We start from the raw sequence: 17,456 nt of genomic DNA, 5'->3' as shown, positions 1-17,456 counted from the left end.
ATAGAAAACGGAGGAAATTATGGGTTATCAGGAAAGCTGGCTCTATATCGAGCCGCAGCACAAATTCAAGAAATTGATCCAGGCATACGAAAAGGCGGAGCAGTCCGGCTACTATGAGGTGGCCGGTGCGGAACCACATTCCGTTATTGTTTTGAAGCAGCCCTTTGGCGATATTCCCGCAGGAAAGAAGCTGCTTTGGGTGTGCGGTGACCGTGGCTTTCACTGTGCCGCTGGCGTATTTGGCGGCGAGCTGAAATGCTCCGGCAGGCTTCGCGTGATCCCGGTGGAGGAGGTGCTGGACGGCACCGACGATCCCCGTATGGAGGGGCTGGACTTTGACAGTCCGGCCCCCAGCGAAAACGCCTATATGAAACGATACAGTGTTGCCAATTACGCCCACCGGATGCGGGCGGGATTGGCGAGGTAAGGAGGCATCCTTCGTGACAAAAGACCAGTTGGAGAATAAGCTCTATGAGCGTATGTCCGCAGAGAATGAGGCATTTCTGGCAGATCTGAAAACAAAGTCTGCGGATGAGATCATTTCTCATGCCTACGAGATCGCCTGCCGGGACAATTTTCTGATGCTCTTTGAAGATGAGACGCCCCTGAACCAGCGGCAGCTTGAGGTACTGATGGAATTTGGCCATCCGCTGTCGGCACTCTACGACGATTGGCTCAACAGGGACACAGACGAAATGGAGCAGCTGCGGGAAAGCATCATATCTCTTTCAAATGATATTTTGAGTGAGCATGCGGAGAAAAAATACCATGACCCAGCCCATGTATGGAAAATCGCGCCAAGAAGCCTATGCCCTCGATGAACTGCCGGAATGGAGCGCAGATCATCGCCGCAGCGTGGAATGTTCACGGGCATTTCAAACTGAGGGTGGTCCCGCTTACCATGAGCAGACCTTTCCGTTGTTCCTGAAAAAATGGGAATCGGACTTTGGCAAGGAACGCTGTATGTTTGTGCTGGCCTGCACCATGCGGCAGCGCACCGGTGACGAACGATTCTACCTTCCGGAACGGGAAGCTGCCGCAAAATTCAAGGCGCAGATGGACCGTGTCTCTAACCGCATAGACGACTACGCTGTAAATACGCACTCCTGCATCGTCAATGCCGCGATGGAATGTCTGGCAAGGCCGGAGCGAAGCAAAGAGAAGTCTGCTGTGCAGAAGAAAAAGCAGCAGCCGGAGCGATGACCACAGCCCCTCACCGCTGCCATGGAACGAGCGTTTTTGAAATAAGACGGATGGGCGCATACCTCGTTGCTTTTATGTCATTGAAATGTTGTGTGATTTTCGTAGAAACATTTCAATGAATCTGTAGATTTTTCTCTTGATCCAGAGTATAATAGCCGTTGAAAAGTAGTATGATAATACCGGTAAGTTTTCAACGGAGGTTGGGTTATGGAAATCAAACGAGATCGCTATTTGAAGAAAATCATCTCCTTTATGTGGAATGGTCAGGTGAAGGTGATTACCGGCATCCGCAGATGCGGCAAGTCCTATCTGCTGCACAATCTGTTTAAAAGCTACCTTCTCAGCGAGGGGGTTGCCGAAGATCATATTCTGTCCTTTGAGTTGGACTTGACCCGTGATATTCGCTATCGCAATCCGTTGGAGCTTGCGTCCCATGTCCGGGAGATCGTGGAACACAGCGCAGACCAATACTATCTCTTTGTGGACGAGATCCAGATGTCCGACGAGGTTCCGAATCCCTACAATCCAGACGGGAAGAAGATCACTTTCTACGACGCACTCAACGATTTGAAATCCTTGTCCAATTTGGACATTTATGTGACCGGCAGCAATTCCAGAATGCTGTCCTCCGATATTCTGACTGAGTTTCGAGGGCGCAGTGATGAGATCCGTGTGCATCCGCTTTCCTTTGCCGAATACTACTCGGCTGTCGGCGGCGATAAGCAGGATGCTTTTGACGATTTTGCTTTCTATGGCGGTATGCCGCTGATCCTTTCCCGTCCCACGGATGCTGCGAAGATGGCTTATCTGAAATCGCTGTTTTCGGAGGTTTATCTGAAGGACATTGTTGAGCGGAAGAAGATCAAGCGTGAGGATGTGCTGTCCGCAATTCTTGATCTGCTGTGTTCGTCTATTGGCTCTCTGACCAATCCAACGAAGGTTGCAGCCGCCATCAACACCGTGCAGAAGCGCAGCGGTGAAAATATCGTTGCCTTGAACACCGTGAAAGCCTATATGGATCACTTATCGGATTCCTTCCTCTTCACCGAATGCAAGCGCTGGGATGTCAAGGGCAAGAGCTACTTTGACTATCCCAACAAATACTACTGTGAGGACATTGGACTGAGAAATGCCCGTATCGGTTTCCGCCAGCAGGAAATGACACACATCATGGAGAACATCATTTTCAATGAGTTACAGCTCCGTGAATGCTCTGTTGACATCGGCATCGTCTACGGCAACGAAAAAAATGCCAAGGGCAAGGTCACGCCGATCGCACGAGAAATTGACTTCATTGCGACCTCCGGCGGCAAGAAGACCTACATTCAGTCTGCCTACGCACTGGGAACGGAGGAAAAGGCAATCGTCGAGAATAAGCCCTTCGCGCTGACCGGCGATTCTTTCCCGAAGATCATCGTGCGCCATGACATTCGCAAGCGTTGGTATGACGACAATGGAATTCTCAATATCGGCGTCATCGACTTTCTGCTGGATGACACGCTTGTCTAAATCACAGCAAAACAAAGTAAAACTCTATAAAAATAAAGCGCAGGCAGAAATGCTTGCGCTTTTCTCATGTACCAAGGAGGTGAGCATCACGCCCTACTTATCGAAAGATCAAATCGCCGCCGCCCGCGAGATGGACCTGCTGACCTACCTGCGGCGGTTTGAACCGGAAGAGCTGGTCCATATCGGCGGAGACACCTATGCCACCCGCACCCACGACAGCCTAAAAATCTCCAATGGAAAATGGTGCTGGTGGTCGCGTGGTATCGGCGGCACAAATGCACTGGACTATCTGACAATGGTGGAGGGGCTTTCCTTTCTGGATGCCGTGCAGCGTATTCTCGGAGAACCGCTCCATGTGCCGCCCAAATCAGAGCCGACCGCACCGCTCCCGAAAACTGAATTTACCCTCCCACCCAAACACGCCGACACCCGGCGTGTTTTTGCATATCTGCGGAGCCGGGGCGTTGACGCGGAGATCATCAACCACTGCATCAAGCATGGGCAGCTTTACGAGGACGCCGAGCGTCATAACTGCGTATTTGTGGGTTATGAACATGGAACCCCTGCCTACGGCGCACTACGTGGGACGCTCTCAGAAACCACCTTCGTCGGTGAAGTCCCCGGCAGCGATAAGCGGTTTTCCTTTGCCGTTCCCCTTTGCGCCGGCGGCAAAACCCTCTGCGTGTTTGAATCCGCCATAGACGCCCTTTCTTACCTGACGCTGCTGAAGCTGCGCGGGCAGGATTGGCGCGCCGCCAATACGCTGTCCCTCTCCGGCGTCTATCAGCCGCGGAAGGATGGCTCAATCCGATTCCCCGCGGCGCTGGAGCAATACCTGAAGGACAACCCCGGCGTGGCGCGGATCGTGCTGTGTCTGGATAATGACGGGCCGGGACGGGCGGCATCGACGGCCATTCAAAGGAGCCTTCCCCAATATGAGGTCATCGACAACCCGCCTCGCAGTGGAAAGGACTACAACGACCGGCTCCGGCTTGTGAAAGGAATCGGCGGCAGGGTAAGGACCCGTGGCGGTGACGCACGCTGATTTCCTTTTTCGGCTGGTTTAGGACTGCAAGCGGCCTGCGGCTGCTTTGCAGTCGCAAGCATAGCATTTGACCGGTCAAATGCGCTTGTTAAGGGGCGCAGCCCCTTAATATCCCCATACCCAAAGAAGGTGAACTGTTGCGAAAACGATATAAACGAGTGGAAATCCACTTAACCGAAGAAGAACACCGCCATTTGAAAAAGCAGGTGTCTTATACAGGCTTGAGTACAGAATCATTTATCCGTAGCCTCATCATGGGCCTTACCCTGTATCCACGTCCGCCTGATGAGTATGCCGAGATACGCCGCCAGCTCGCCGCCATCGGCAATAACATCAATCAGATCGCCCGCACAGTCAACGCCCGTGGCTTTGCCAGCGGTGAGGACATCGCCGCAATCACGGCGGCGCAGGAAACGATCTGGAACATCGCGGAGCGGCTGTGACATGGCATACACCAAGGTATTCGCCATCCGCGCAAGGCTGGACGACCGCGTGAAGTACGCCGTCAATGGGGAAAAGACCGAGCTGGACGAGCGGATCGTCTACACCGCTGACCCGGAGAAAACCGATACTGTGCGCTTTGTGACCACGCTGAACTGCCGGTCTGCCGAAACCGCCTTTGCTGCCATGCAGAAAACGAAAAAGAAATACAAAAAGACGGGCGGCGTTCTCGGCTACCACTTCATCCAATCCTTTGCGCCCGGTGAGGTGACGCCGGAGCAGGCCCATGAGATCGGGTGCGAGTTTGCGCGGCGATTATTCGGTGAGGATTTTGAAGCCGTCATCGGGACCCATTTAGACAAAGCCCATCCCCATAATCACATCGTGGTCAATTCTGTCTCCCGCACGGACGGACACAAGTACCATTCCAGCCCGGAGAGCTACTACAACAATGTGCGCGGCACTTCGGACGCACTGTGCCGGGAGAATGATTTATCCGTCATCACCCCGCAAGGCAAGGGCAAGCATTACGCCGAGTGGAAGGCGGAGCAGGGCGGCAAGCCCACGGTGCGCGGCATCATCCGCGCCGACATCGACGCCATCATCCACCAAGCCTACACCTACGATACCTTTCTCATGCTGCTGCGACGAAACGGCTACGAGGTGCGGCGCAGCCCCAACCGGAAATACACCACGGTCAAGCCCCCCGGCGCAAAGCGGGCGATCCGCTTGGACAGTTTGGGCGAGGGCTACACCGAAGCGGATATTCTGCTGCGGCTCTCCCGCCAGCGGCACAGCGGCATGACCCCGCCGATCATCGCCCATACCGTCAAGCGTTACCGCATGAAGGGTAAGCTGTCCACCGTCCGAAAAAAGAAAATTACCGGCTTTCACGCACTCTATCTCCGCTACCTCTACCTGCTGCGTGGGGGCAGGCGGAAGAAACTGCCGCCCAAGCTGCCCTTTTCCGTCAAGCGGGAGGTCATTCATTTGGAGCGGTATGAGCAGCAATTCAAATACCTTTTATCAAGCGGAATCACTACCGAAACGGAGCTGGAGCAGCGCATCCGTGTGCTGGAGTGGGACATCCGCTTGCTGGAGGAACAGAGAAAACCACTTTATCAGGAAAGGAGGAATACCAACGATGAAGAAGCACAAGCCAAGTACAGCGCGGAGATCCAACAGCAGACTGCCACCCTGCGTGAAAAGCGCGGGGAGCTGCGTCTGTGCCGCAGGATACAATCGGACATTCCGAGGGTATCCCAACAATGCCAGCAGGCGCAGGCTAAACGGCAGGAAAATCTAAAGAAGAAGGAGGAACACGAGCATGAGTACCAACGGTGAAACCGCTGACCTGATGGTGCGTGAGGGCATCCAGATCACCGAAAGTGCCCTCAAGCTGGCAGGGCTGGGGGCGAAAAATCTTGCCGCTCTTCTGATTGCCCTTGCCAACGACAATCAGAAGCTCGCCGGTAAAACCAACCTCAAGCGCCTGATCCACGACGGCGAGGAGCTGACGATCTTTTCCGTCAAGCAGGAGGACTTGAAGGGCTTTCAGATGGAGGCCAAACGCTACGGCGTCTTGTTTTACCCCATCGTCAATAAGGTGGAAAAGACCGGCACGGTGGAGATCATGGCGAAGGCAAGGGATGCCAAGCAAATCAACCGCATTTTTGAACGCATGGGCTATCCCGCCCCGGTGAAGGAGGATACTGCCGCAAAAAAAGAGAACGCCCGCGCTCCGTCCGAGAACAGCTCCAAGGAGCGCGGGACTGGTGCGAGAGCGTCTACGGAACCGGCTGCGGAGAAAGCTGATGCCCGCCCCTCTGTCCGCAGCCGCCTGATGGCACTGCAAGCTGCGGCAGAACGGGATGGCACGGCCCCTACCAAGGACACCGTGCGGGAAGCCATTCAAAAGGCTATGCCCACGCGGGAATAAATTGATTTTGAGAAGGAGAAACGAACATGGCAAAGTTAGACGATTTGATCCAGCAGAAGCAGCAGAGGGACGAGGACTGGAAGGCAAAGAAAACAGCGGAGCGCGAGGAATTGGGACAGCTATCCGACGATGCGGTCATGCGCGTCACCAGTGAACCCGACGCCTATCTGCACTATCTGGACACGCAGGCCATCAACCCGCGATACAGCGCGTCCAATGTGATGCTGGCGATGGCGCAGAACCCGGAGATCACTTACATCAACAGCCTGGAGGTGTGGAACCGGCTGGGGCGCAGCGTCAACCGTGACGAGAACGGCATGAAGATTCGTGTGTCGGATACCTACGTGAAGGACGGAAGGGAGTATCACGGCTATAAGATCGGGCGTGTGTTCGATATTTCCCAGACCCACGGCAAGGCCGGTGTTCCGGCGCTGAGCCTGAAAGACAATACACCGGAAATGGACGCCGCCCTGCGCCGATTGCTGGACAGCTCCCCCGTTCCCGTGGTCACCAGCAGCACCATGTACCAGGATGCCGTTTATGATCCTAAAACGCAGAGCATTACGGTATCCAGCCGCCTGATCGACAGCAAGATCTTTGCGGCGCTCTCCCGTGAGATCGTCCACGCCGGTATCCATGACCACGGACGCTATCCCTACTATACCCGCGAGGACTGCGCCATGGACGCCGAGAGCGTCAGCTATATGCTCTGCCGCAATTTCGGCGTGGAGACCCCGCAGCCCGATGTGAGCCGTGTGGGGCAGGTGTTTGACGGTATGGAGGTGCAGGATCGCCGCGGCGTGGTAGACAGCCTGCAAAAGTATTTCCGTAAGCTGCAAAATGATATTCAGCGTGAGATCTCTCCGCAGGATCGCAAGCAGCCGGAACAGAACCGGCCCGTTCGCTGAGAAAGAGAGGCGTAATGTGAAAAAGAAACTTGCATTTGCTCTCTGCACGGCGCTGATGCTGTGCAGCATGAGCGTCGCGGCGCTGGCCGCAGAACCCATGACAGAAGCCGATACGGTATCCACAATGATCTCTGCCGCAGATACGCTCCCCAGCGTTTCCGCCTATCCTGCCGAGGTCAGAGCCAGCGAGGAAAACGGTGTGTACCGATTAGAAAAGGTCTACTACCTGACCGCAAAGGACGATCCCGCCACGATTCCCACCGCTGACTTTGAGCGCGAGGGCCGCACCTATACGCTCCTTGATTTGCTGAAAAATGACCAGACAGAAACGGACACGCGGGAACATATCGAGGTGGTCACGCTGGAGAGCAAGACCAAAGATATGGCGGAAATTCTGAAAATGCTGGAACCGAAGTTGGAGGTCAAGACCGAGGACGGCTATGAGGGTATCCTGTCCCTTGACCATACCACCATTCAGGTGGAGGCCGCGGGCTATGGGACCAGCAGCCGCACGGTGACGGCGGAGCGCACCTATCCCAACCTCTCAGACGCGGATGTGTCCCTTGTTCCTAAGTCTGTGAACGAAAATGGCCGCACCCTGACTCTTGCCGATGTAAGCTGGCAGGAGGCGGCAGTCGATCCCACGGACGGCTATGATATTCCGATTCGTTATACTGCCGTGGCAAGCTACACCGGAACTGCCACCAGCAAATACGCCACTGGCTACACCGTCACGGCGGATTATAAGGGTGACGTCACCCGCACAAGCTGTGATACGGTGGTCTATACCGCTGTCTTTTCCAGTGTTGGGAATACGGCAGTGAAAACCGGACGCAGTAATTTTAACTGGCTGTGGCTGCTGATCCCCGTGGGAGCGGCGGCGCTGGGCGGCTGCGGCTATGCCGGTTACAAAGGCTACAAGCACTACATCAATAAGAAAAGAGGGTACGCCGCATGAAAAAATATCTGACCACGCTGCTGGCCGCCTGCTGCATGCTGGCGGCTTTTTCCATGCCTGCATCGGCATTGGAATATCACTTTGACGGCCCGGACGCAGGACTGTTCGGACGCCCCACCTGTGACGATACCATTTATGTCACTGCGGCTGAATCCGTCAATACGAACCGCAGCAAGGACGCCGCCTACATCCCGCCTGCTTTTGGCTCGCCTACCTCTTATACGCTGAATGCCGGGGAGCTGCTGACACCAAACCTTGTGAGCGGTTCAGTCGCGGGAACGATCAGCGGCACAGGCGGTGTGACCGTCCTGCCGCCTACGACTTCGGGCAGTAGCAGCGGAAATGCCGGCTCCTACACGCCGGTAAAGTACACCGCGGTCACGAAAGACCTCTATTACAGCTTCGGCTACCTCGGTACGCTGAAAATCCCCACCCTCGGCCTGTCCGTCAAGGTGTATCAGGGGACGGACGCGGATGCGCTCCGCAAGGGCGCGGGACATTTCGCCAGCACCTCCATTTGGGAAGGCAATGTGGCGATTGCGGGCCATAATCGGGGCGTCAACAATCACTTTGGCAAAATTCACACCCTTGACATTGGGGACACCATCAAGCTGACCACCCAGCTCGGCACACGCAGCTATGAGGTGTACTCCGTCAGTAAAATCGGCGTGGACGATACCAGCGTTCTGAATGACAGCACGGAGAACATCATCACCCTTGTCACCTGCGTGATGAATCAGCCGGATTACCGCTGGTGTGTGCAGGCTCGACAGAAGTAGTATTGATGTGAATAATTCCGACAAGAAAAAAGTTATTCACATTGATGTTAAAAACTTTACTTGACGCAAAGGGGGTGATATAATGGCTGACAAAGGTGGTGACAGAATCATGGAGTTAAAAAACAGATCGCAGTACCTTGATAAGCTCATTTCCGTTCAGGATATGGAGATCATCAAGGTCGTGACCGGAATCCGGCGCTGCGGCAAATCCAGCCTGCTGAAATTGATGATGGCGCATCTGCGGGAACAGGGCGTCATGGAGGAACAGATCCTCTCGATGAACTTTGAGTCCATGCAGTTTGCAGACATGGACAGCAAGCGGCTTTATCAGTATGTGATGGAACGAGTCCCCAAGGGTAAGCGGCTTTACCTGTTTTTAGACGAGGTGCAGAAGGTTCGGGACTGGCAGGATGCCGTGAATTCCTTCCGTGTGGATCTGGATTGTGACATTTATGTGACCGGTTCCAACGCCTACCTGCTTTCCTCCGAACTGTCCACATATCTGTCCGGGCGCTATGTGGAGATCAAGATGCTGCCGCTGTCCTTCCGTGAGTTTTTGGACTTCCACGGCTATCTGCTGGAGGAGTACAAAGCCCCCAACGGAATGACGAAAAAGCGTGCCAAGGGAAAAGACGGCGAAGCGTATGAGCTGCGCGACCTGTTTGAAGCCTACGCACAGTTTGGCGGTATGCCCGCGCTGGCCGAGGCGGAGCTGGATCAGGAACGCGCCAATATGCTGCTGGATGGCATTTATTCCGCTGTGGTCGTGCGGGACATTCTGGAGCGCGGCAAACGGAAAGAACAGCGGGCCGTCACCGACGCGCTGCTGCTTCGCAAGATCATTCTGTTTCTGGCTGACAACATCGGCAACAACACCTCGGCTGCGTCCATCGGGCGCACCCTTGTCAGCGAGGGCCTGTTGGACGATGGCAGAAAGACCAAGCCTGCGGTGCAGACTATCTCCGCCTATATCGACGCACTGTTGGAGTCCTATATCTTTTATGAGGTCAAGCGGTTTGACATCAAGGGAAAGGACTACCTGCGGACGTTGGGCAAATACTATATCGTCGATCCCGGCCTCCGCACCTACCTGTTAGGAAACCGGGGCGGCGATGTGGGACACATTCTGGAAAACATCGTTTATTTTGAACTGCTGCGGCGTGGTTATGAGGTGGCCATCGGCAAGGTTGGTGAAAAGGAGATCGACTTCATCGCAACAAAGATGAATGAGAAAAAGTATATCCAAGTCACTGACAACATGAACGCCCCCGAAACCCGCGCACGGGAGCTTGCGCCGCTGCAAGCTGTGCAGGACAATTACGAGAAGATCGTGATTGCCATGGACTGCGACCTTATCAGCGACGTGGACGGTATCAAAATCGTAAAGGCGCTGGACTTCCTGCTCAGCGAAGTGTAACTAAAAATCCGCTCTGAAAAATCAGGGCGGATTTTTTGACACACGGCGGTATCCGCGATACCATGAAGCCATCAAAGGATATGGAGGTACACACCATGAAGCGAGGAAGTTTTGCAGCCGGTTTTCTTACCTGCCTGCTGTTGGCTGGCGTCACTACCACGGCGTATGCTGCCGGGATCATGGCCGAGCGCAGTACCCATCGCGTATTTGTCGATGGACGGGAAGTACAGATGGAAGCCTATGTCATCAACGGCAACAACTATGTGAAGCTGCGGGACATTGGCGAACAGGTCGGTTTCAATGTTTATTGGGACAGCGTTAACGGCTGTGTGCAGGTGGAAAGCGGAAAGCCCTACACCGGAACCGCACCCCAGCAGACTGCCGCAGCACCCACAGACGGTTCCCGGTATGTTCCCAAGGTGGGTGATGTGATCCGCTGCGACGATGGCACGGACTACACTATTAAAGATGTGTCCCGCTGGAACAACAACGCCTTTTCCAGCGCACCGCTGGGAGAACTGCCTGCCGCCACCTGTGACTGGAGCAAGCTGCCCCAACCGGAAATGCCGAGAGCGGAGGCGCGTCACTTCACCAGCGGCGGGCAGGACTACCTATTCCAGCGCAATCTCTACGAAACACGCCGGATGCTCTATACCTTGTATAATGCCATCGGGGGCAACCCGGAAACATGGCAGAACGGCCAGCCGGTGAAATTCCCCAGCGGGAATGACAAGGTGAAGATCAACCTGACCATTCCCGCAGATGTCACGCCGCAGAGCTTTTGGCCGTGGCGCTCGGAGCAGATCACAGGGCTATTCAATTCCTGCCCGCCGGGGACTTACTCTATGGAGGCATGGAATGTCTACAAAAACGGCGTGTTTCAATACACTGAGTACAGCATCTATGTGAGCTGACAACTTCATATCTCAACGCGCGGGCGGTATGCAAAAGCATACCGCCTTTTCTGTTTCCCAAAATCAATAAAAGGAGAAAATGCACATGAAAAAACGATTGGTTTCCATGCTCCTTGCACTGGTAATGGTGCTGGGGATGCTCCCGGCCACGGCCCTTGCCGCCAGCAGTGAGGAGGAAGCCCTGGGCGAAGTCAATATCTACAACGGAGAACAGAAGCTCTCCTATCTCTCCATCAATGGCCGCATCCGTGAGCTGATCTATACCTATTTTAATTATGTGGACAGCAACGGCAGGACAAAGGAGATCCCCGCGTACTGCGTCAACCCCAACACCAAGGGCGTCCCGCAGACTGTTGGCCCCGGCGAGAGTATCAAATACATCGCCAAGGAAAAGGGCAGCGATCCAAAGGTCATGGGTATCATCGCCAACGGCTATCCTACCCGCGGCTTATCGGAACTGAAGCTGGAGAACAAGTACCACGCCTACTATGCGACCAAGATGGCGCTGTGGTGCTACCTGCTCCCCAACTGGAACATCAACAACCTGAAGGTCAATCCCAATCTCACAGGAAAAGAGCTTCAGCGGGCACAGGCCATCCTTGCCGCAGCCAAGGACATCTATGTGCGCGGCACGGCATGGAACAAGGTCTACTCGCCCCGCGTTACCGCTACCCCTGACCGGGACACCGCCTATGCCGTCACGGTGGACGGACAGCAGTACAAGCAACAGGTGTTTACAATTCACTCTGACACATGGGTGTGCAATTACGCCATCCGCGTAGCCTTCTCCGATCCCGCCTCCGTCCCCGCAGGAGCGCGCATTGTGGATATGGACAACAAGGATATTACCACCATCACCACCTCCGGCACCGGGGATGGCTACGGCGGTAAATTCAAGGTGCTGTACCCTGCCGCTGAGGTGGCGGGCAAGACCGGCAGCGTCCAGCTTTCTTTTACCACTGATGTTTATAAGTATGCTGTGTTTTATGCTGTGTGCGCGGAGCAGAACAAATACGACCAGCTCCAGAACTATATGTGCGATACCGATCCTACCATCACCATGCGCCTGTCCGCATACAGCAATTTCAGCGACGGGGAAAAGCCCGAAGAGCCCGACACCGGTCTGAAGCTCATCAAGCTGGAAAAGGGTACGGATACCCCTCTCAGCGGCGCTATTTTTGAGGTGGTCGATCCCGACGGAGCCACCGTCGGCACCTTCGCCACCGGCTCGGACGGCACCGTGACCATCCCTCTGACGCTGGCGGGCAACTACACCGTGTATGAGCGTGTAGCGCCTTTGGATCACCTACTCAGTGATACGCCCGCACAGAATATCAAGGTTGAGTATGGCAAGGTGGCGGAGCTGACCTGCTGGAACGAGTCTTACGGAACGCTTCGCATCGAGAAGCTGTCCGACACCGGGGCGCACCTGCCCGGTGCCATGGTGCAGATCAAGCACATCGAGAGCGGCGTGACCTACACCGCTGAAACCAATTTTGCGGGCTATGCCATCTTTGACAACATCAAGCCCGGTGCTTACGAGATCAAGGAGATCACCGCGCCCACCGGCTGGCTGAAGGACGACGCCACCTATACGGCTTCCGTGGCCACCGGCGAAACGACGACCTTTTCTCTCGTGAACAAGGAACTGCCCGGTCTGCGGATCATCAAGTATGACCGCAAGAACATGGTGGCAATGGCCAATGTCACCTTTGAAATTTTCCAAGACAGCGTTTCTCTCGGCAAATTCCGCACGGACGAGTTCGGTGAAATTCTGCTGACCAATGCTGCCCCCGGCACCTACCGTGCCGTGGAGGTGGATACCGGCAGCGATGGGCATATCCTCGACACTACGCCGCAGGAGGTGGAGCTGTCTGCCGGCGACGGCATCAAGGAGCTGCTGTTCTTCAATGATGTGAAGCCCGGTATGCGGCTCATCAAGGTAGACAGCACCGATCCCAGCAAGGTGATCCCCAACGCAGTTTTTGAAATTAAGTCCGTGGCTGGTGACTACGGCCCCAAGGAATTTACCACCGACCAGAACGGCGAGATCGACCTTTCCAAGCTGCCCACTGGCGCGTATGTGGTGACGGAAAAAGCCTGTGAGGGCTATATCATCGACCAGGCCCAGCGTATCATCCAGCTTGACGCCAATGAGGACGCACAGTTCGTATTCACCAATACCATCAAGCCATCGTTGCAGATCATTAAGACCAGCGCAGACGGTAGCCGCCTGAAAAATGTACATTTCCGTATCGCCAAGATCGAGGACGGAACGCATTATCTTGACCGCACCACCAATGAACAGGGAGAGATTCTGATTGCCGATTTGGAGCCCGGCGTGTACTCCGTGCGGGAAACTGCCACGGATTCCTCTCACATTCTCGACCTGCGGGAGTATCACATGGAACTGTTCGCAGGCCGAACCAGCACTCTGACCATCGAAAACCAGAAGCGTCCCAACCTGACCGTCTACAAGCACGACGCCGACACCGGCGAGCCCATCGCAGATACCGTGTTTGAAGTCCGCGCCGCAGACGGGCATAGCGTCGATCAGATCAAAACGGACGGCGAGGGCAAGGCGGAGCTGAAGAATCTGCTGCCCGGTGTGTACGAAATAATTGAGAAATCCGTGCCGTCTCCGTATTTGCTGGACGCACCCAGTCAGCTTGTCACACTGTATCCCAACCGCGACCACACGGTTTATTTTGAAAACCATCAGAAGCCCGCGATGACCGTCAAAAAGGTAGACAGCGTGACCGGCGATCCCTTGCCGGGCGCGAAATTCCATGTTACCTACGCCAGCAACAATACCGGCAGCGGCGAGATCAATGACCTTGGCACCTACTACACCGGTGAGAACGGTCAGTTTCAGTTGACCGGCCTGCGGGACGGCTGGTACAAGGTAACGGAGCAGGAGCCGCCCACGGGGTACGCCATCAAGGAGGCCACGCAGGAGGTCTACATCAAGTCCGGCACCGGTAAAGTGCTGACCTTTGAAAACATTCCGCTTTCTGCCCTCGTCGTGTGGAAGTACGACAGCGTGACGGGTGCAGCGGTGCAGGGCGCTGTGTTTCAGGTGAAGTATCTGACCGGCACCTCCGGCACAGGCGGTACGGTTATCGGCACCTACAAGACCTCGGCCAACGGCAGCTTCACCGTGACGGGGCTGAAGGAAGGCTCTTACATCGTCGAGGAGCTTGCCAGTGACAGCAATCATGTCATCGACTCCGCACCGCACACGGTCTATATCAGCGGCAAGCAGCAGGATGTGGTGCAGCTCTATTTCGGCAACAGTCCCAAGGGCAGCCTGCTGGTGAAGAAGATCGACAGCGCGACCCATAAGCCCCTTTCCAATGTGGAATTTATGGTGACCACCGCAGACGGAACAGTGGTGGGCGACGCCAACGGCAAATATGTGACGGACAGCGCGGGTACTTTCACGATTACGGACATCACTCCCGGCACGACGCTGGTAGTAAAGGAAACCCGCGCAAGGGACGGCTATCTGCTGGACGACGCCCCGCAGACCGCAACCATCAAGGCAGGCCAGACCGTGACGCTGGAGTTCCGCAATCAGCCGCAGGGCTCCCTTATTATCAATAAGCTGTCCAGCGCGGATAAGAAAACGCCGCTGGAGGGTGTGCTGTTCCAAATCACCTATTCCGATGGTAGCTTCGTGGATAACGGCGCACTTTCCAGCAAGGGCTTGTACCGAACGGACAAAAACGGCCAGATCATTCTCAGCGGCATCACCGGAACGGTGGTTGTGACCGAGGTGGAAACCATCAAGGGGTATCGCATTGACGATGCCTCCCGCAGTCAGACCATCGAGGTCCGCGCCAACGATACGCAGCAGCTTTGGTTCTATAACGCCCCTACCTCCCGAATCCTGCTCCACAAGGTGGACAAGGCTACCGGCAAGGGGATTTACGGCGCAGTGTTCCTGCTTTACGACAGCAATCACAATCCCATCGGGGAGTATGTGACCGATCAGGACGGCTACATCTACGCCGACGAGGGACTGGCCGATGGCCGCTATTATCTGCGTGAGATCAAAGCGGCCCCCGGTTATGTGCTTGATCCTGAACTGAAAACGATCTATGTCCGTTACGGCTCTACCACAGAAATCGAGTGGAGCAATACCGCGGAGTGCGGCCAAATCCAGATCATCAAGAAATCCGCAGACGATAACGCCACCAATGGCCTGCCTGCCGGGACGCTGCTGGAGGGTGCGGTATTTGAAATCTATGACAAAGCTGGCAATGTGGTGGACACCATCAAATCGGACCGCAACGGACGCGCCGTTTCCAAAACGCTGCCGTTGTCCCGCTATACGGTCCGTGAGATCAAAGCGCCCGCAAATTACTCCATTAACCCCACAGTGATGACCGCCTATCTGGAATTCAACAGACAGATCGTCACCTTTGAAGTGCAGAATACCAGCGTTTCCACCGGCGTATCCATTAAGAAAACCGGCCCGGTGCAGGCTGTCCCCGGTCAGCCGATTCGCTACGTGTTCTCACAGATCAAGAACAGCTCCAACGTTGCCCTCGACTCCTTCTATTGGCGCGATCAGCTTCCCGCGCAGGTGACGCTGAGCAAAATCGTCACCGGCAGCTACAATCAGCCGCTTTCCTACAAGGTGGTCTATAAGACCAACCTCTCCGAGGATTACCGCACCTTGGCGGATAATCTCAGCACCAGCAAGGTTTATGTACTGGACGCCCGCCCTGCTGTCCTCGGCCTCGCGGCCAATGAGCGCGTTACCGAAGTCATGTTTGTGTTTGGAAATGTAAAGGCGGGCTTTGCGCAGGTGGAAACGCCGTACATCTACGCCACTGCTCGCAGTGGCCTTGCCAACAACTCCGGCATTGTGAATGTGGCGGATGTGGGCGGCCTTTACAACGGACAGTGGATTCAGGCAGTGTCCCGCTGGCTCACTACCGTCTATGCAAAGACAACGGTGAAGCTGCCCAAGACGGGGTACTAAGCCTTGCGGCAGAATGACTTTCGCAGCGCCGCCCCTGTGTGGGCGGCGCTTTCCCCATTGGTTCTCTGGCTGGCGGCAATCGCTGCCTATGCCTACGAGGACGGTATGAACCTCTTTCAATGGATGGGGCGTTTCAGCCAAGTGCTGGAGCGCCCCTTTGCCATCGGCTGGACGCCCTACACGCTGAAATATATGTTGGTGGGCTTGCTGCTCTACGGCTGCGGCATCGCACTTTACTGCTCCAGCCGGGAGAACCGGCGACCAGGCGAGGAGTACGGCAGCGCCAAATGGGGCAGTCCCAAGGAACTGAACCGGAAGTATATGGATCACCAGCACAAGGACGCCAACATTATTTTGACCCAGCGCGTCCGGTTGGGTATGGACGGCTATATCACCCAGCGCAACATGAATGTTCTGGTGGTGGGCGGCTCTGGCTCCGGCAAGACCCGCTTTTTCTGCAAACCCAATATTTACAGCGTGAATTGCTCCTATCTTATCACAGATCCCAAGGGGGAGCTGCTGCGCGCGGCAGGCGCTTTGTTGGCAGCGCAGGGCTATGAAGTCCGGGTGTTCAACCTGATCGACCCCAGCCAGTCCGATGGATACAACCCCTTTTCATACATTCACAGCGAAAAAGATGTGCTGACCCTCATTGATAACCTCATCAAAAATACCACGCCCCGCAACGCTTCCAGCAACGACCCCTTCTGGGAGAGTGCGACTCGTTCGCTGGCGGTAAGAAGTCAGCGGACAAACAACAAATACCGTTGTTTGGATAACTGGTAATTTGACAGGCGGAATGACGGGGTAACGCCCTGAAACGCCTGCCCTCGGTGGGCGTGCATCGGCTGCAAAGCCAGTGTACGAAGCCCCACGACAACGGCTGAGAGCAACCGTAGCCGCCGCCAACGGCGGCCGAAAGCGGTCTGGAGGCAGACTGTGTTGCCTATAGGCCAAGGGTCTACAAAATACCCATGGTTAGAATGTCTGCCCTGGCAGGCAGACTGACGAATCCGCGAATGTACGGGTCTATAAGAAGACCATATAGAAATGTATGGGTGCGTTCAAGCGCAGCCGGTGTGGTTTAGTAGAAATTTGCCCTACGAACGACCATGTTGTGTTACAGGCACATCCCAGCCGGCAGGCTCATAGCGGAGACCTAAAGGTATAGATGCACAGATAGAATTACCGGAACGAGGAAAGGCAGCGGCTTTCGCCAGGAAGAACCCGTCGAAGAACAATAAGCGGGTGAACCGCTGCTGAAAAGTAGTGATCGAACCGAAGAAGTCCCTGTAATGGGGATGGAGGAATGGTCACAAGTCGAATTGTGGAAACAGGCATTATTCAATC

General features: G+C 55.2%; 15 protein-coding genes. All 15 read left to right on the top strand.

What is annotated here, in order from left to right; genetic code table 11:
* Positions 1 to 19 precede the first annotated feature (19 nt).
* A complete protein-coding gene (locus ACEVJL_RS06440) occupies positions 20 to 427 on the top strand; it encodes a hypothetical protein (protein WP_374737250.1) in 408 nt (135 codons plus the stop codon).
* A 13-nt stretch (positions 428 to 440) separates the two neighbouring features.
* Complete coding sequence (locus ACEVJL_RS06435) at positions 441 to 821, top strand: DUF3848 domain-containing protein (RefSeq protein ID WP_374737249.1); 381 nt, start codon at positions 441 to 443, stop codon at positions 819 to 821.
* On the top strand, positions 769 to 1,203 hold the full coding sequence (locus tag ACEVJL_RS06430; protein ID WP_374737248.1) for a DUF3849 domain-containing protein: 435 nt from the start codon (positions 769 to 771) through the stop codon (positions 1,201 to 1,203). Before ACEVJL_RS06435 ends, ACEVJL_RS06430 begins: the two co-directional genes overlap by 53 nt.
* A gap of 207 nt (positions 1,204 to 1,410) precedes the next feature.
* Positions 1,411 to 2,712, top strand: a complete 1,302-nt coding sequence (locus ACEVJL_RS06425) for an ATP-binding protein (RefSeq protein WP_374737247.1) — start codon at positions 1,411 to 1,413, stop codon at positions 2,710 to 2,712.
* Positions 2,705 to 3,757: a DUF3991 domain-containing protein gene (locus ACEVJL_RS06420; protein ID WP_374737246.1), complete on the top strand. Its 1,053-nt coding sequence runs from the start codon at positions 2,705 to 2,707 to the stop codon at positions 3,755 to 3,757. The genes ACEVJL_RS06425 and ACEVJL_RS06420 overlap by 8 nt, the downstream gene beginning before the upstream one ends.
* A 137-nt stretch (positions 3,758 to 3,894) precedes the next feature.
* Positions 3,895 to 4,200 (top strand): plasmid mobilization protein, encoded by a 306-nt coding sequence (locus ACEVJL_RS06415; RefSeq protein WP_374737245.1) that lies wholly within the window; start codon positions 3,895 to 3,897, stop codon positions 4,198 to 4,200.
* Between the two features lies 1 nt (position 4,201).
* The gene (locus tag ACEVJL_RS06410; protein ID WP_374737244.1) at positions 4,202 to 5,542 is read left to right on the top strand and encodes a relaxase/mobilization nuclease domain-containing protein; all 1,341 of its coding nucleotides are present in this window, start codon (positions 4,202 to 4,204) and stop codon (positions 5,540 to 5,542) included.
* A complete protein-coding gene (locus ACEVJL_RS06405; RefSeq protein ID WP_178540418.1) occupies positions 5,526 to 6,137 on the top strand; it encodes a PcfB family protein in 612 nt (203 codons plus the stop codon). Before ACEVJL_RS06410 ends, ACEVJL_RS06405 begins: the two co-directional genes overlap by 17 nt.
* A 26-nt stretch (positions 6,138 to 6,163) precedes the next feature.
* Complete coding sequence (locus ACEVJL_RS06400) at positions 6,164 to 7,045, top strand: hypothetical protein (RefSeq protein WP_374737243.1); 882 nt, start codon at positions 6,164 to 6,166, stop codon at positions 7,043 to 7,045.
* Positions 7,046 to 7,061: 16 nt separating this feature from the next.
* Positions 7,062 to 8,003, top strand: coding sequence for a hypothetical protein (locus tag ACEVJL_RS06395; RefSeq protein WP_374737242.1), 942 nt, complete (start codon positions 7,062 to 7,064; stop codon positions 8,001 to 8,003).
* Positions 8,004 to 8,056: 53 nt separating this feature from the next.
* Positions 8,057 to 8,782: a class D sortase gene (locus tag ACEVJL_RS06390; protein WP_374737241.1), complete on the top strand. Its 726-nt coding sequence runs from the start codon at positions 8,057 to 8,059 to the stop codon at positions 8,780 to 8,782.
* Between the two features lie 109 nt (positions 8,783 to 8,891).
* Positions 8,892 to 10,199, top strand: a complete 1,308-nt coding sequence (locus ACEVJL_RS06385; protein WP_374737240.1) for an ATP-binding protein — start codon at positions 8,892 to 8,894, stop codon at positions 10,197 to 10,199.
* A gap of 95 nt (positions 10,200 to 10,294) precedes the next feature.
* Positions 10,295 to 11,113: a stalk domain-containing protein gene (locus ACEVJL_RS06380; RefSeq protein WP_374737239.1), complete on the top strand. Its 819-nt coding sequence runs from the start codon at positions 10,295 to 10,297 to the stop codon at positions 11,111 to 11,113.
* A gap of 85 nt (positions 11,114 to 11,198) precedes the next feature.
* Entirely contained in the window at positions 11,199 to 16,106 is a 4,908-nt protein-coding gene (locus ACEVJL_RS06375; protein WP_374737238.1) for a SpaA isopeptide-forming pilin-related protein, read from the top strand.
* A 3-nt stretch (positions 16,107 to 16,109) separates the two neighbouring features.
* Positions 16,110 to 16,892 carry a type IV secretory system conjugative DNA transfer family protein gene (locus ACEVJL_RS06370; protein WP_374737237.1) on the top strand — a complete coding sequence of 261 codons (783 nt, stop codon included), beginning with the start codon at positions 16,110 to 16,112 and terminating at the stop codon, positions 16,890 to 16,892.
* Positions 16,893 to 17,456 lie beyond the last annotated feature (564 nt).

This window comes from Flintibacter porci (genome assembly GCF_041925195.1).
Classification (GTDB): Bacteria; Bacillota; Clostridia; order Oscillospirales; family Oscillospiraceae; genus Lawsonibacter; species Lawsonibacter porci.
The sequence above is the reverse complement of the archived record's forward strand: the minus strand, read 5'-3'. Positions and strand labels throughout refer to the sequence as shown.

Excerpts from the sequence above, each read along its gene's own strand:
- ACEVJL_RS06440 (WP_374737250.1), top strand. The coding sequence starts at position 20 with ATGGGTTATCAGGAAAGCTGGCTCTATATCGAGCCGCAGCACAAATTC.
- ACEVJL_RS06430 (WP_374737248.1), top strand. The coding sequence starts at position 769 with ATGACCCAGCCCATGTATGGAAAATCGCGCCAAGAAGCCTATGCCCTC.
- ACEVJL_RS06425 (WP_374737247.1), top strand. The coding sequence starts at position 1,411 with ATGGAAATCAAACGAGATCGCTATTTGAAGAAAATCATCTCCTTTATG.
- ACEVJL_RS06410 (WP_374737244.1), top strand. The coding sequence starts at position 4,202 with ATGGCATACACCAAGGTATTCGCCATCCGCGCAAGGCTGGACGACCGC.
- ACEVJL_RS06405 (WP_178540418.1), top strand. The coding sequence starts at position 5,526 with ATGAGTACCAACGGTGAAACCGCTGACCTGATGGTGCGTGAGGGCATC.
- ACEVJL_RS06400 (WP_374737243.1), top strand. The coding sequence starts at position 6,164 with ATGGCAAAGTTAGACGATTTGATCCAGCAGAAGCAGCAGAGGGACGAG.
- ACEVJL_RS06390 (WP_374737241.1), top strand. The coding sequence starts at position 8,057 with ATGCCTGCATCGGCATTGGAATATCACTTTGACGGCCCGGACGCAGGA.
- ACEVJL_RS06385 (WP_374737240.1), top strand. The coding sequence starts at position 8,892 with ATGGAGTTAAAAAACAGATCGCAGTACCTTGATAAGCTCATTTCCGTT.
- ACEVJL_RS06380 (WP_374737239.1), top strand. The coding sequence starts at position 10,295 with ATGAAGCGAGGAAGTTTTGCAGCCGGTTTTCTTACCTGCCTGCTGTTG.
- ACEVJL_RS06375 (WP_374737238.1), top strand. The coding sequence starts at position 11,199 with ATGAAAAAACGATTGGTTTCCATGCTCCTTGCACTGGTAATGGTGCTG.